Raw genomic sequence first — 14,708 nt, 5'->3', positions numbered from 1 at the left:
TTGGCGAGCGTTCTGGTGCTCGGAAACGCCTCGGACGCTTGGGCGGACCTTGTCCCGGGCGGTAAGGGCACAGGTTCCGAGACGCAGGTGGACGGCGGCCACAAGGACCAGAAGGTCTCCGCGACTGCGGGTGCTGTGGTCTTCGATCGTTCGAAGAACGGGTCGGGTGACTCTGTCGGTTCGGTGGCCCCTGCTTCGGGTGATTGGACTCCGCCTGCCTGCTATTACGCCCCGAAGTACACGCCCGCCGCGCTGCAGACGTACAAGGAGTCGATCTGGGGAGTCGACTCGACGGGTCCTCAGTGGGACGCGGAGCAGCGCGACAAGTATGTGAACGGACATCCGTACAAGGATTTCAACAAGGACAAGGCCGGCAACGGGTACTGGTGGGATTCGTACGTCGCTGAAGGTCGCGAAGGCGACCCGGGTGCGCTGGACTGCACCAAGGACGTCTTCTGGGTCGATACGGGTGCGGCTCCGCCGGCGAATATCCCGCAGGCGGTCACTCCGCAGGTGTTGGCGCAGCTTGCGTATGCGGAGATACGGGTGCCTTCGACGAAGGTGAATCTGGCGCCGGCGGGGACGACGAAGGTGAATCTGCCGACGTGGGCGTGGCTGGACGCGGCGCAGTTCAGGCCGGTGTCGGTGACGGCGTCGGTGCCTTTGCTGGGGGTGACGGCGACGACGACGGCGGAGCCGTTCTCGTTGAGGATCGAGCCTGGGACGGCGGATGCGGAGACGTATCCGGCGTCGGGTGTCTGTGAGTTGGCCGGTGATCGTATCGGTGAGGCGTTCGCGAAGGGCAAGGCCGAGGAGACGCCTCCGTGTGGGGTGAAGTATCTGCGTTCCTCGGGTGACGGCTCGTACAAGTTGCGGGCGACGATCACCTGGAAGATCCACTGGACGGGCACCGGTGTGGCAGTACCGCGGGACCTGCCGGACGGCGCCTTCGGCGCGGACCAGGACGTCGTCGTGCAAGAGATCCAGTCCATCAACCGCTGAGTCCCGCCCGGATCGACCGCCTGGACGACGCCGACGACGGCGGCACACCCGCGTTTCGCCGCCCCTGGCAAAGTCGGGTCAAGTGCCGGTAAATCGGATGGCTCGGGTGTTCTGCGGGGGACGGGTGCGTGAAAGGGTGGAGTGGTTGCTGGTGTGAACGGGCGTGTTCCGTGGGGAGTTGGGGGCGGCGTGGGTAAACGGCAGATCCGGAAGATGTTCCGGCTGATGGCCGCGGGGCAAGCGGTGCAGCTCACGAGTCCCATGGCTTCGGTGAAGAAACTGGCCCGACTCGCCTTCATCGCCCAGCAGTTCGGCTACGAGTACGCGGACGTACGGAAGGGCAGCGGCCGCAACAACGCCCTCACGATGCTCATCGTGCCCGACCCCGGCCCGCAGGCTCAGGCGCGTGCCGCGCAGAACCGGGCGCAGTATCCGCAGGCCGGCGACGGGGTGTCGTTGCCGCCCGTCGTCCCTGACGCGATGGAACTCCTCAAGGCCCGTATCAACTTCGACCTCACCGGCAAGAACGCCGAGAAGCGGATGGTGTACGCGGCGGTCGGTCTCAGCGTCGGGTGCGTGGTCCTCGGAGTACGGGCGGGCGGGAGTTCCGGCGCCTTCACGGTGGCCGGTGTCCTGTGGGCCGTGCTGATGGTCGTCCTCGGTGTCGGTCTCGTCGTCACGCGCAAGCGCAACGCCAAGTTCGCTGCGTTGCTGCGGGCCGCGGGGTTCGCGCCCGTGACGGAGGAGGGCGGACGGGTGCGGTATCTGCCGCCGGGTGCGGGTTACGGCGGCCTGCCGACCGGCCCGTACGGCCCCTACACCCCGTACGCGGGTCAGGTGGCGTACTCCCCCCAGGCCTCAGCCCCCTACTCCGGTCAGGCTCCGCAGGCCCCCCAGGCCCCGGCCCCGTCCTTCGGTCAGGCTCCGCCCTCGTACTCCGGCCAGCCGGCCTATGCCCCCCCGGCCCCGGCCCCGGCCCCGTCCTTCGGCCAAGCTCCGCAGGCCCCGGTTCAGGCTCAGCCACCGTACGTCGGCCCTGTTCAAGCACCGGTCCAGGCTCACGCCCAGCCCCACCAGCCCCAGCCTCATGCCCCGGGGTGGACTCCCGTTCAGTCGTCGTCCCACCCCCCGGCTCCGGGTTCCTACGGCTCCCCGGTTCCCGGCCCCTACAGTCGGCGGCCCCCGGCGGCTGCCGTCCCGGGCGGCCCCGGCAATCCGTATGCCGCCCAGCCCGGTCCCGTACCGCAACCCCCCGAGCCCAACCCGAAGCCGAGTCACCCCCAACCCCAACCCCCGCAGCAGTAACGCGTGTCTACTCCTTCCACACCTCCGGCAGTCCGAACGCCGTGAACACCGTGGGGAGTTGGAAGACCACCGTGTGGCTCACCGCTCCGCGCTCCGCCGTGAAGACCTGCAGGGTGTGGAGGCGGTGCCGGTCGTCGCCCGGGGCGCGGACGTAGGCCGCCAGCGCGGGCTGTCCGTTCGCCGAGGTGGGACGCAGGCGCCAGTCCGTACCGCGCATCGCGAAGACACGGGCGATGAAGGCGACATAGGCGTCGGGGCCGACGTACCAGTTGAGGACCGGGGGCATCTCCAGGACGACGTCCTGGGTGAGCAGGGTGCGCAGGGTGTCGAGGTCGGCGTCCTCGAAGGCGCGCAGATAGCGGTCGATCACCGCGCGCTGCTCGTGGTCCGGCGGTTCCGTCACCTCGTCCTCCGTCAGGCCGGCCTCACCGAGCCGCGCGCGGGCCCGTTGGAGCGCGCTGTTCACGGAGGCGGTCGACGTGCCGAGGGCCTCGGCGACCTCGATCGCCGGCCAGGCCAGTACGTCACGCAGGATGAGGACCGCCCGCTGGCGCGGGGGCAGCAACTGCATCGCGGCGATCAGCGCGAGGCGCAGGCTGCCCCGGGCGACGACCACACCCGCGGGATCCCCGGCCGCGGCCCCGGCGCCGAAGGAGAGCCCGGTCGCGCCCCCGTCCGGGAACGGTTCCAGCCACGGCACCTCCGCCCCGAGCGTCATCGGCGCCCCCGGATCCTCCAGCGCGCCGACCAGACCCGACGGCAGGGGTCGGCGGGCGCGGCCGCGCAGGGCGGTCAGACACGTGTTGGTGGCGATGCGGTACAGCCAGGTGCGCAGGGACGCGCGGGCGGCGTCGTAACGGTCGTACGCGAGCCAGGCCCGCAGCATCGTCTCCTGCACCAGGTCCTCGGCCTCGTGCACCGAGCCGAGCATCCGGTAGCAGTGGGTCAGCAGCTCGCGGCGGTAGGGGGCCGTCCGTTCCTCGAAGCCTTCGCGGCCGTCGTCACGGCCCCGGTCGTCACCGCCCCTGCCGTCGTGGCCCGGTTCGTCATGGCCGTCCCGGCCGCCGCCCCCGTCGTCGTGACCCCGGTCGTCTCGGTCCCCGTCGCCACGGTCCCCGTCGTCATCAGGCGTCTCCATGGTCTGCCCCTCGGCTCCTCTGCTGGTCGGTACCTCTGGACCCTGCACCTCTGGACCCTGCACCTCTGAACCCTGCACCTCTGGACCCCCGCACCCTCACTCCGGCACCCGCACCCGCACCCGGCACCCGCACTCCTACACCCCCCGCACCTGCGTACCTGCGTACCTGCGCACCTCGGAGGCTCGGCCCCATGGACCGGACTTCGGGCCGCCTCGTTCACCGGTACATACCTCCGGGCCGGCCGGAACTCATCGGCCCGGCTCCGATGAGTTCCGGCGTCCGCGGAGGTACGTACCGGCACCGAAGCAATCCGGACCAGTCCGAGGAGAAGGATCACCATGAACGCCACCGACGACACCCAGGACATCCGCGCCGTCCTCGACCGTCTGTACTCCGCCTGGGCGGACTACGACGCCGACGCGTTCGCCGAGCTCTACACCGAGGACGCGACGGTCGTGATGCCGGGCGTCTTCAACGACGGGCGGGAGGAGATCCGTGCCTACATCGCGGCCGGGTTCGAGGGACCGCTGAAGGGTTCCCGGCCGCTCGACGAGCCCCGGAGGATCCGCTTCCCGCGTCCCGACACCGCCGTCGTCGTCAGCGAGGCCGGGATTCTGCTGGCCGGTGACAGTGAAGTGCCCGCGGACCGGCACCACCGTGCGACCTGGGTACTCGTCCGCGATCCCGCCGCCGGGACCTGGGCCATCACCTCGTACCACAACGCCGCCGTCTGAGCACCGCCGTCTGACGGGCGCCCCGCCCGGCCCCGGCCCGGCCGCCGCTCATCCGGCGCCCTCCCGGCCCGGACGCCTCTCACCCGGTCCCACCCCGTCCTCACCGCCGGGTCCGGGACCGGGTGAGAGCAACGTTCCCTTCCGGTCACCCACAGCCACAGCGCGGAAACGCGTCCTCCCTACCTTCGGGAAACAGCAGCCGGAACGGCAGCCCATTAAGCCCGCAGAACCCAACGGAGGCGCGAGATGACTGCCCCAGCCACGAGTACGGCCCCTGCGCGGGGCGGTCGCTGGATCGAGGAGTGGGATCCGGAGGACGAGGCCTTCTGGGCGGAGAAGGGGGAGAAGGTCGCCCGCCGGAACCTGCTCTTCTCCGTGCTGTCCGAGCACATCGGGTTCTCCGTCTGGACCCTCTGGTCGGTGATGGTCCTGTTCATGGGACCGGAGTACGGGCTCACCCCGGCCGACAAGTTCCTGCTCACCTCGATGGTGACGCTGGTCGGCGCGGTCGCGCGGGTGCCCTACACCTTCGCCGTCGCGCTCTTCGGTGGCCGGAACTGGACCGTCCTGTCCGCGAGTCTGCTGCTCGTGCCGACCGTCGCCGCGTTCGTGGTGATGAAGCCGGGCACCTCGTTCACCACCTTCCTCGTGGTGGGTCTGCTGGCCGGTATCGGCGGCGGCAACTTCGCCTCCAGCATGACCAACATCAATGCCTTCTTCCCGCTGCGGAAGAAGGGCTGGGCACTCGGCCTCAACGCGGGCGGCGGCAACATCGGCGTCCCCGTCATCCAGTTGGTGGCGCTCGCCATCATCGGGGCGAGCGGCGGGCCGAGGGTGCTCCTCGGGATCTACATCCCGCTCATCGTCGTGGCCGCCGTCCTCGCCGCCCTGTTCATGGACAACATCGCCTCCGTGAAGAACGACACCGGCGCCGCCCTGGACGCCGCGAAGGACGCGCACACCTGGATCATGGCGTTCCTGTACATCGGCACCTTCGGGTCGTTCATCGGCTACGCCTTCGCCTTCGGGCAGGTGCTGCAGGTCGAGTTCGGGCGTACGCCGCTCCAGGCCGCCTATCTCACCTTCATCGGCCCGCTGCTCGGCTCGCTGATCCGGCCCGTCGGAGGATGGCTCGCCGACCGCTACGGCGGCGCCAGGATCACCCTGTGGAACTTCGTGGCCATGGCCGTCGCGACCGGAATCCTCGTCGTCGCGAGCAGCGAGAAGTCGCTGCCCCTGTTCGTCGCCGCCTTCGTGGTCCTCTTCGTGCTCAGCGGGCTCGGCAACGGGTCGACGTACAAGATGATCCCCGGCATCTTCCAGAAGAAGGCCCTGGACGCCGGGCTCGAAGGGGACGAGGCCGCCCGGCACGGACGCCGGCTCTCCGGTGCCGCCATGGGGCTCATCGGCGCGGTGGGCGCGCTCGGCGGTGTCGGCATCAACCTCGCCTTCCGGCAGTCGTTCCTCGACTCCGGCTCCGGCACCGGCGCCTTCGTCGTCTTCCTCGCCTTCTACGCGGTCGCCTTCGGGGTCACCTGGGCCGTATACCTTCGCCGCCCGGCCGCCGCCGAGACCCACGCGAGTGTCACCGCCGGGGCGAACTCCCGGCTCAGTTACGCCGAGGTGTGACGTAACACGTCCGACATCACCTTGATCCGAGCCTGTCACGGTCCGTTGACAGGCTCGGATCCGCCGCGGACGTACGACAGCACTGACCCGTACGACGACTCGACGAGCGCGAGACGAGAGCCATGTACGACGAACAGCAGCGACCCGACCACGGCCCTCTCTCCGGGTTCACCGTGGGGGTGACCGCCGCGCGCAGGGCCGACGAGCTCGGCGCGCTGCTCCAGCGGCGCGGGGCCACCGTCGTGCACGCGCCGGCCCTGCGGATCGTGCCTCTCGCCGACGACGGTGAACTGCTCGCCGCGACCAAGGAGTTGATCGACGCCGCGCCGGACGTGGTGGTGGCCACCACCGCCATCGGTTTCCGCGGGTGGGTCGAGGCCGCCGACGGCTGGGGCCTCGGCGAGGCACTGCTCGCGCGGCTGCGGGGCGTGGAACTGCTCGCCCGCGGGCCGAAGGTCAAGGGCGCCGTCCGGGCCCAGGGGCTGACCGAGGAGTGGTCGCCGTCCTCCGAGTCGATGGCCGAAGTGCTCGACCGGCTGCTCGAAGAGGGCGTCGACGGCCGCCGTATCGCCGTACAACTGCACGGTGAACCGCTGCCCGGGTTCGTGGAGTCGCTGCGCGCCGCCGGGGCCGAGGTCGTCCCCGTGCCCGTGTACCGGTGGATGCCGCCGGAGGACATCGGGCCGGTCGACCGGCTGCTCGACGCGGCCCTCACCCGCGGCCTGGACGCGCTCACCTTCACCAGCGCACCCGCCGCCGCCTCCCTGCTGTCCAGGGCCGAGGCCCGGGGCCTGCGCCCCGAACTCCTGGCCGCACTGCACCATGACGTCCTGCCCGCCTGCGTCGGCCCGGTCACCGCGCTGCCGTTGCAGGCCCACGGCATCGACACCGTCCAGCCCGAACGCTTCCGGCTCGGCCCCCTCGTACAGCTTCTCTGCCAGGAACTGCCGGGCCGCGCACGGGCGTTGCCCGTCGCCGGGTACCGGGTGGAGATCCGCGGCCACGCGGTGCTGGTGGACGGGGCGCTGCGGCCCGTGCCGCCGGCCGGTATGTCGCTGCTGCGGGCCCTCGCGCGACGGCCGGGCTGGGTGGTGGCGCGGGCCGAACTGCTGCGCGCGCTGCCCGGTTCCGGCCGTGACGAGCACGCCGTCGAGACCGCGATGGCCAGGCTCCGTACGGCACTTGGCTCGCCCAAGCTGATCCAGACGGTCGTCAAGCGGGGCTACCGGCTCGCGCTCGACCCGGCCGCGGACTCCAAGTACGCCGACGTCTGAGGCCGTCGGTACCGGAACCGGCTCCGGTACCGGCTCCGGCTTCGGTACCGGTACCGGTACCGGACACGGGCGGGACGGGCCGCCGCCGCGCTGCCGGCGGGGCCGTTCCGAACTCCCGCCCGGCGCATGTCCGGCGTACATCCGGTACGCGTCCGGTACGGGGCCGGTGCTGACTCTTCCGGCGGAGCGCCGGGGCATGCACTGTAGGGGGTACGACGGCAGGTGACCCCAAGGCGGTGACAGGCGCATGGCATCGGGCATGGCCACAGCCTCGTACGAGCTGCGGTTCGACTCCGGGCGGATCTGCCTGGACCTGACGGCGACCACCCATCCCGAGGAACGCCTCGACTCGGCCACCCGGTTGCGCGCCTGGGTCATCGCCTCCGGGCTGGTGCCCGCGAGCACCCCGCCGGCCGTCGTGGAGGACGCCTGGCTGCCCGGCTTCCGGGAACTGCGCGGACATATCGCCCAGTTGGTGCGCGGTGAACTGGACGGGCGGCCCGCGGACAGCGCGCTCGCCCGCGTCAACACCGCCGCCCTCGCCGCGCCGCCCGCCCCTTGGGCCGTCCGCGTCGGCGACGGCTCGCTGTGCCGCGGGCTGCGCACCCCGCCGAACTGTGCCGAACTGCTCTCCGTGGTGGCCCGGGACGCCCTCGATCTGCTCACCGACCCACGGGCGCGGGCGAGTCTGAGACAGTGTGAGGGTGACAACTGCCCGATCGTCTACCTCGACACCTCGCGGGGGCGGCGCCGGCGCTGGTGTTCCAGCGAGGTGTGCGGCAATCGGGAGCGAGTTGCCCGGCATCGGCGGCGAGCGGCTCTGGCACGCGCCTGATCACACCTGTACGTGATGTTCCAGTGACTCGAGGTGATCGATACGCATTCTTTTCGCTGTCTACACATCTTCAACAGAAAAAACCCTGAACACTTTGAACACCCGCGTACCTGCACACGTACCCGGTGATGAGCGACCGACTGGGGGAACCCCCGGACACCGGAGGTAGGCGTGCGCAAGGATTCAGCCGTGGCTGATGAACACAGGCCAAGGGCCCGACATCGCATGTCTCAGCAGTCTTCGTCGACCGAACCCGACGAGGAGCTGATGCGTGCGCTGTACAGGGAACACGCGGGGCCCTTGCTGGCCTACGTGCTGCGCCTGGTCGCCGGAGACCGGCAGCGCGCCGAGGACGTTGTGCAGGAAACACTCATCCGTGCCTGGAAGAACGCCGGCCAGCTCAATCGAGCGACCGGTTCGGTACGCCCCTGGCTGGTGACGGTCGCCCGACGCATCGTCATCGACGGCCACCGCAGTCGGCAGGCCCGGCCGCAGGAGGTCGACCCGTCGCCGCTGGAGGTCATCCCCGCGGAGGACGAGATCGACAAGGCGTTGTGGCTGATGACACTGTCGGACGCGCTGGACGACCTGACCCCTGCTCACAGGGAAGTACTGGTCGAAACATACTTCAAAGGGCGTACCGTCAATGAGGCGGCCGAAACGCTCGGCATTCCCAGCGGCACTGTGCGCTCACGGGTTTTCTACGCCCTGCGGTCGATGAAGCTTGCGCTGGAGGAGCGGGGGGTGACGGCATGAACACGTACGGGGGTTACGGAACAGGTGGTCCGGGAGCCATGCAAGGTCCAAGAGGACAGCAAGGGTCCGGGGACATCCACGAGACTGTCGGCGCCTACGCCCTCGGCATTCTCGACGACGCGGAGGCGACCGCCTTCGAGGAGCATCTCGCCTCCTGCGAGTGGTGCGGGCAGCAGCTCGACGAGCTCGCCGGGATGGAGCCGATGCTCGCCGCCCTCGCCGACCTGCCCGCCTCGCAGGGCAGCCCGGCCATCGCGGAGTCCCTCTCGGCCCGCCCGAGCCCACGGCTCGCGGAGCGCCTGGTCGACGAGGTCTCGTCGCGGCGCGCCCAGAAGCGTCGGCGCGGCATGTACCTGGTGGCGGCCGCGGCCGCGCTGATCATCGGCGGTCCGCTGACCGTCATGGCGGTCAACGGCGGCAGCGACACCGGCACGAACACGCCGCAGGCGATGGCCACCAGCCCGGCCAAGGCCGCCTTCGACGTCATGACGGACAAGTCGGAGGCCACGGACCCGAAGACCAAGGTCAACGCCGTCGTCGCCATCGAGCCGAAGGACTGGGGCACCCACGCCGTCCTCCAGCTCAAGAACGTCAAGGGCCCGCTGAAGTGCTCCCTGATCGCCGTCGGCAAGAACGGCGAACGTGAGACGGTGACCTCCTGGGCGGTTCCGGACCGTGGTTACGGGCTGTCCAACACGAACAACGCGGAGGCCAAGCAGCCGCTGTACGTGCACGGCGGCGCGGCCTTCACACCGAACCAGATCGATCACTTCGAGGTCATGACCTTCGAGGGGAAGCGACTGGTCGAGGTGAACGCGTGAGCGGACTCCGGGCGCGCACGTAGCCTCACCGGCCTCCCTTCGCGTACGGTTGACGGCTGCCCAGCACGTCAGAAGGGGGCCCGGTGGCCGCTCAGGCTCAGCAGGAAACCGCGCTCGGCTCGGTCCACGTTTCCGTACCGGACGAATCCGTCAAGGACGACTCCGTACGGGACCGTGAGATCGGCGTCGAACAGCAGCATCTGGACCGGGTCTACCGGCGCCTCGAGGAGAAGATCCACGAGGCCGAGTTCCTGATGCACGACGCCGCCCAGCGCGGTCACGTCGGGACACCGGGGGCGCTCGCCGAGCGGGACGCCCAGGTGTTCCGCGCGGGAATCCACCTCAACCGTCTCAACAACGAGTTCGAGGACTTTCTCTTCGGCCGGATCGACCTGGTCCGCGGGAAGGACGGCACGAAGGGTCCCGACGGCGCCTACACGGCGGTCGAACCCGCCGACGGCGCGGTCCGCGAGGACAACACGGCGGACATCGCGGAGACGCTCCACATCGGCCGTATCGGCGTCCTGGACGCCGACTACGCGCCGCTGGTGATCGACTGGCGGGCGCCCGCCGCGGCCCCGTTCTACCGCTCCACCCCGGTCGACCCCGGCCGGGTCGTACGCCGCCGGGTCATCCGCTCCAAGGGCCGCAGGGTCCTGGGCGTGGAGGACGACCTGATGCGCCCGGAGGTGACGGCCTCCCTCGACGGCCACGAGCTCCCCGTCATCGGCGACGGCGCGCTCATGGCCGCGCTCGGGCAGGCCCGCAGTCACACCATGCGCGACATCGTGGCGTCCATCCAGGCCGAGCAGGACATGGTGATCCGCGCGCCCGCCGCGTCCGTGACCTATGTCGAGGGCGGCCCCGGCACCGGCAAGACGGCGGTGGCCCTGCACCGGGCCGCCTACCTGCTCTACCAGGACCGACGCCGGTACGCGGGCGGCATCCTGATCGTCTCCCCGACCCCGCTGCTCGTCGCCTACACCGAGGGCGTGCTGCCCTCGCTCGGCGAGGAGGGGCAGGTCGCGATCCGCGCGATCGGTTCGCTCGTCGACGGCGTGGGCGCCACGCTGTACGACTCCCCGGCGGTGGCCCGCGCCAAGGGCTCCTACCGGATGCTGAGGGTGCTGCGGAAGGCGGCGCGCGGGGCCCTGGAGACGCCGGCCGGCGTCTCCAGGGGGAATTCCGGCCAGCTCGCCCTCGGGGAGCCGGACGAGGCCCCCACGGGTCCCCCCACCCGGCTGCGGGTCGTCGCCTTCGGGCGCCGTCTCGAGCTGGAGTCCGCCGAGCTGGACCGCATCAAGCACAACGCGCTCAGCGGGACCGCGCCGGTCAACCTGCTGCGTCCGCGCGCCCGCAGGCTGCTGCTGGACGCGCTGTGGGCGCGGTCGGGCGCCGGGACCCGGCACGCGGACCCGGAGCTGGCCGCCGAGCTGCGCTCCTCGTTCGACGAGGACGTCACCTCCGAGGACAGCTTCCTGGCGTTCCTGGACGCCTGGTGGCCGGAGCTGACCCCGCGCGGGGTGCTGGCCGCCATGGCCGACGAGCGACGGCTCGGGCGCTGGGCCCGCCGGATCCTCAACCCCGGCGAGGTCCGCCGGGTGGCGCGCTCGCTCAAGCGGGACGGGTTCTCGGTGCACGACGTGGCGATGCTCGACGAGCTCGAGGCGATCGTCGGTGCGCCCGCCCGCCCCAGGAAGCGGCGCGATGTGGACCCGCTGGCCCACCTCACGGGTCTCGAGGAGCTCATGCCCCAGCGCGAGGAGACGCAGCGCGAACGCGCCGAGCGCCTCGCGCAGGAGCGGACCGAGTACGCGCACGTCATCGTCGACGAGGCGCAGGACCTCACGCCCATGCAGTGGCGGATGGTCGGCCGCCGCGGCCGGCACGCCACCTGGACGGTCGTGGGCGACCCGGCCCAGTCCTCCTGGTCCGACCCCGACGAGGCGGCGGAGGCCCGTGACGAGGCGCTCGGCACCCGTCCCCGGCGCCGCTTCACCCTCACCGTCAACTACCGCAACCCGGCGGAGATCGCCGAGCTGGCCGCCAAGGTCCTCGCCCTCGCCATGCCGGGTTCGGAGTCGCCGTCCGCCGTACGGTCCACGGGCGTCGAGCCCCGGTTCGCGGTCGTACGGGACTCCCTCGCGCAGACCGTGCGTGCCGAGGCGGCGCATCTCCTCGACCGGGTCGACGGCACCGTGGGCGTCGTCGTCGCCATGAACCGGCGCGAGGAGGCCGCCCGCTGGCTCGCCGGACTCGGGGACCGCGTGGTGGCCCTGGGAAGCCTGGAGGCCAAGGGGCTGGAGTACGACGCCACGGTGGTCGTGTCGCCCGCGGAGATCGCGGACGAGTCGCCCGCCGGACTGCGTGTCCTGTACGTCGCCCTGACCCGGGCCACACAGCAGCTCACCGTCGTCTCCAGCGACCGGGACGAGCCCGACCCGAACGGAGTCCCCGACCTCCTGCGGGACTGACGGATCTCCGGCGGGACCGGCACGACCTCCGGCGGGACCGGCGGAGGTCGTGCCGGACCGACGCCGTCCCCGTTCCCCGTTCCCCCGTCCGGCCCACGGGCCGCCCCGGTCCGGTCCCCGGGCCGGGGCGGCCCGTCGCCCCCGCATCCCGTCCCGGCCGAAAAGAACTCTCGGGACGGGAATTGCCTTACGGGAATCCTTTGTTACCTTGGACGTGGCACCGACCCGATCCAAGCCCCCGGGCCCAACCTTCGTCGCTACGAGCGACCACTTGCCGCGAGGCGAGCATGGCGGGTCGGTGTCATTGAACGTCGTCCTTCACCGAAGGACCTGAAGAGGCCCACGTCATCCGTGACGTGGGCCTCTTTCGTTGTCCCGCCCACTCTCGTAGAGTGGAAACTGTTTTCCGAAACCGCGCACCCTGGCGAACAAAACGTTCGCAATCCGGGGCGACTACCACGTACCCAGGGGTAGGTGCGACGATCGGACGGCACAAAGCAGTGACACGGTGAAAGCAGAGGAAGTCGGCCATGGCAACGGCGCCCAGCGTCTCCTACTCGATGACGGTCCGGCTGGAGGTGCCCGCGAGCGGAACCGCGGTCTCCCAGCTCACCACGGCCGTGGAGTCCCACGGAGGCTCGGTGACCGGCCTCGACGTGACGGCCTCCGGCCACGAGAAGCTCCGGATCGACGTCACCATCGCGGCGACGTCCACCGCGCACGCCGAGGAGATCGTCGAGCAGCTGCGGCACATCGAGGGCGTCACCCTCGGCAAGGTCTCCGACCGTACGTTCCTCATGCACCTCGGCGGCAAGATCGAGATGCAGTCCAAGCACCCGATCCGCAACCGTGACGACCTCTCCATGATCTACACCCCCGGAGTGGCCCGGGTGTGCATGGCGATCGCCGAGAACCCCGAGGACGCCCGCCGCCTCACGATCAAGCGCAACTCCGTTGCGGTCGTGACGGACGGCTCCGCCGTGCTGGGCCTCGGCAACATCGGCCCGATGGCCGCGCTGCCCGTCATGGAGGGCAAGGCGGCCCTGTTCAAGCGCTTCGCCGGCATCGACGCCTGGCCGCTGTGCCTGGACACCCAGGACACCGACGCGATCGTCGAGATCGTGAAGGCGATCGCCCCCGGCTTCGCGGGCATCAACCTGGAGGACATCTCCGCACCCCGCTGCTTCGAGATCGAGGCCCGGCTGCGCGAGGCCCTCGACATCCCGGTCTTCCACGACGACCAGCACGGCACGGCGATCGTCGTTCTCGCCGCCCTGACCAACGCGCTGCGCGTCGCCGGCAAGGCGATCGGCGACATCAGGGTCGTCATGTCGGGTGCGGGCGCCGCCGGTACGGCCATCCTCAAGCTGCTGATCGCCGCGGGGGTGAAGAACGCCGTCGTCGCCGACATCCACGGTGTCGTGCACGCGGACCGCGCCGATCTCGTCGACGCCGCCACGGACTCGCCGCTGCGCTGGATCGCCGACAACACCAACCCCGAAGGTCTCACGGGCACGTTGAAGGAAGCGGTGCGCGACGCCGACGTGTTCATCGGCGTCTCCGCCCCGAACGTGATCGACGGCGACGACGTGGCCGCCATGGCGGAGAACGCCATCGTGTTCGCGCTCGCGAACCCCGACCCCGAGGTCGACCCGGCAATCGCCCGCCTGACGGCGGCAGTTGTGGCCACCGGCCGCTCCGACTTCCCCAACCAGATCAACAACGTGCTGGTGTTCCCGGGCGTCTTCCGCGGCCTCCTGGACGCGCAGTCGCGTACCGTCAACACGGAGATGATGCTGGCCGCCGCGACCGCCCTCGCGAGCGTGGTGACCGAGGACGAGCTCAACCCGAACTACATCATCCCCAGCGTCTTCAACGACAAGGTCGCGGGCGCGGTCGCCGGAGCGGTGCGTGACGCGGCGAAGGCGGCGGGGGCGGCGGACGCGGCCAACGCGACCGTCTAGCACGGGTCGAGCAGGGCCCCGCGCCCGTGTCACGGCGGTCGTCTTCCCGTCTGTGACGGGCGCCACGACCGCCCGGAACCCGGCGCGTCGCGGAACGCGGGGCCAGTGGCCGCCTCTAGGGTGGCGGCCAGGCTCAGGCCTCGCAGGGCCTCTTCGTGTGACCCCCAAGGGTGTTCGTGTGACTCCCAGGGGTGCCGGATTGGCTTTCCCGCCGCAGGTGGGGGCAGGATGCGTCTTCGGGCGCGACGGTCTGGCTACGGACCCGGGTCCGGGGGCCGACCGAGGACCCTGGCAGCATCGGCTTCACTGTGCCCGATATGCGGCTCCGCCGCGTGGCACGCCTCAACAGCAAGAAGAACACGGGAGTAACAACATGAACCGCAGTGAGCTGGTGGCCGCGCTGGCCGACCGTGCCGAGGTGACCCGCAAGGACGCCGACGCCGTTCTGGCCGCTTTCGCCGAGACCGTCGGCGAGATCGTCGCCAAGGGCGACGAGAAGGTCACCATCCCCGGCTTCCTGACCTTCGAGCGCACCCACCGTGCCGCTCGCACCGCGCGCAACCCGCAGACCGGCGACCCGATCCAGATCCCGGCCGGCTACAGCGTGAAGGTCTCCGCGGGCTCGAAGCTCAAGGAAGCCGCCAAGGGCAAGTAAGGCCCGCCGGTACGCTCCCGCCGACGCGGGACGCGTACAAGGCGCAGCAACGCCAATGGGGCGGCCCCTTTCAGGGGGGCCGCCCCATCGTCGTAGGTCCGTCCGCCGCGCCCGGCGGAG

12 protein-coding genes are annotated in these 14,708 nt (G+C 70.8%); 11 read left to right on the top strand and 1 reads right to left on the bottom strand.

Going from position 1 to position 14,708, the window contains the following annotated elements:
- Together ACIQRL_RS06645 and ACIQRL_RS06640 are read left to right on the top strand one after the other, a co-directional pair.
- Complete coding sequence (locus ACIQRL_RS06645) at positions 1-1,002, top strand: hypothetical protein (protein ID WP_401328152.1); 1,002 nt, start codon at positions 1-3, stop codon at positions 1,000-1,002.
- Between the two features lie 189 nt (positions 1,003-1,191).
- On the top strand, positions 1,192-2,307 hold the full coding sequence (locus ACIQRL_RS06640) for a hypothetical protein (RefSeq protein WP_401327791.1): 1,116 nt from the start codon (positions 1,192-1,194) through the stop codon (positions 2,305-2,307).
- A gap of 7 nt (positions 2,308-2,314) precedes the next feature.
- Here the strand turns inward: ACIQRL_RS06640 and ACIQRL_RS06635 are convergent, their stop codons facing one another.
- Entirely contained in the window at positions 2,315-3,445 is a 1,131-nt protein-coding gene (locus ACIQRL_RS06635) for a sigma-70 family RNA polymerase sigma factor (protein WP_401327789.1), read from the bottom strand.
- A 339-nt stretch (positions 3,446-3,784) separates the two neighbouring features.
- Here ACIQRL_RS06635 and ACIQRL_RS06630 point away from each other — a divergent pair, with 339 nt between their 5' ends.
- The 9 genes from ACIQRL_RS06630 to ACIQRL_RS06590 all read left to right on the top strand — a co-directional run bounded on the left by ACIQRL_RS06630 (position 3,785) and on the right by ACIQRL_RS06590 (position 14,588).
- Complete coding sequence (locus ACIQRL_RS06630) at positions 3,785-4,180, top strand: SgcJ/EcaC family oxidoreductase (protein WP_401327786.1); 396 nt, start codon at positions 3,785-3,787, stop codon at positions 4,178-4,180.
- A gap of 246 nt (positions 4,181-4,426) precedes the next feature.
- Positions 4,427-5,809 carry a nitrate/nitrite transporter gene (locus tag ACIQRL_RS06625; protein ID WP_401327783.1) on the top strand — a complete coding sequence of 461 codons (1,383 nt, stop codon included), beginning with the start codon at positions 4,427-4,429 and terminating at the stop codon, positions 5,807-5,809.
- 122 nt (positions 5,810-5,931) lie between these two features.
- The gene (locus tag ACIQRL_RS06620) at positions 5,932-7,083 is read left to right on the top strand and encodes a uroporphyrinogen-III synthase (protein WP_401327781.1); all 1,152 of its coding nucleotides are present in this window, start codon (positions 5,932-5,934) and stop codon (positions 7,081-7,083) included.
- A 247-nt stretch (positions 7,084-7,330) separates the two neighbouring features.
- Positions 7,331-7,918 carry a CGNR zinc finger domain-containing protein gene (locus tag ACIQRL_RS06615; protein ID WP_401327779.1) on the top strand — a complete coding sequence of 196 codons (588 nt, stop codon included), beginning with the start codon at positions 7,331-7,333 and terminating at the stop codon, positions 7,916-7,918.
- Positions 7,919-8,143: 225 nt separating this feature from the next.
- A complete protein-coding gene (locus ACIQRL_RS06610; protein WP_037619265.1) occupies positions 8,144-8,674 on the top strand; it encodes a sigma-70 family RNA polymerase sigma factor in 531 nt (176 codons plus the stop codon).
- 38 nt (positions 8,675-8,712) lie between these two features.
- Positions 8,713-9,495 (top strand): anti-sigma factor family protein, encoded by a 783-nt coding sequence (locus ACIQRL_RS06605; RefSeq protein ID WP_401327776.1) that lies wholly within the window; start codon positions 8,713-8,715, stop codon positions 9,493-9,495.
- Positions 9,496-9,578: 83 nt separating this feature from the next.
- The gene (locus ACIQRL_RS06600) at positions 9,579-11,969 is read left to right on the top strand and encodes a HelD family protein (RefSeq protein WP_401327773.1); all 2,391 of its coding nucleotides are present in this window, start codon (positions 9,579-9,581) and stop codon (positions 11,967-11,969) included.
- A 530-nt stretch (positions 11,970-12,499) separates the two neighbouring features.
- Complete coding sequence (locus tag ACIQRL_RS06595; RefSeq protein ID WP_401327771.1) at positions 12,500-13,933, top strand: NAD-dependent malic enzyme; 1,434 nt, start codon at positions 12,500-12,502, stop codon at positions 13,931-13,933.
- 373 nt (positions 13,934-14,306) lie between these two features.
- Positions 14,307-14,588 carry an HU family DNA-binding protein gene (locus ACIQRL_RS06590; RefSeq protein WP_007382399.1) on the top strand — a complete coding sequence of 94 codons (282 nt, stop codon included), beginning with the start codon at positions 14,307-14,309 and terminating at the stop codon, positions 14,586-14,588.
- The last annotated feature ends 120 nt before the right edge of the window (positions 14,589-14,708 follow it).

Origin of the sequence: Streptomyces sp. NPDC091209 (genome assembly GCF_044757755.1) — a bacterium.
Lineage (GTDB): Bacteria > Actinomycetota > Actinomycetes > Streptomycetales > Streptomycetaceae > Streptomyces.
Note: the sequence above shows the minus strand (reverse complement) of the source record. Positions and strands in the feature narration are given on the sequence as shown.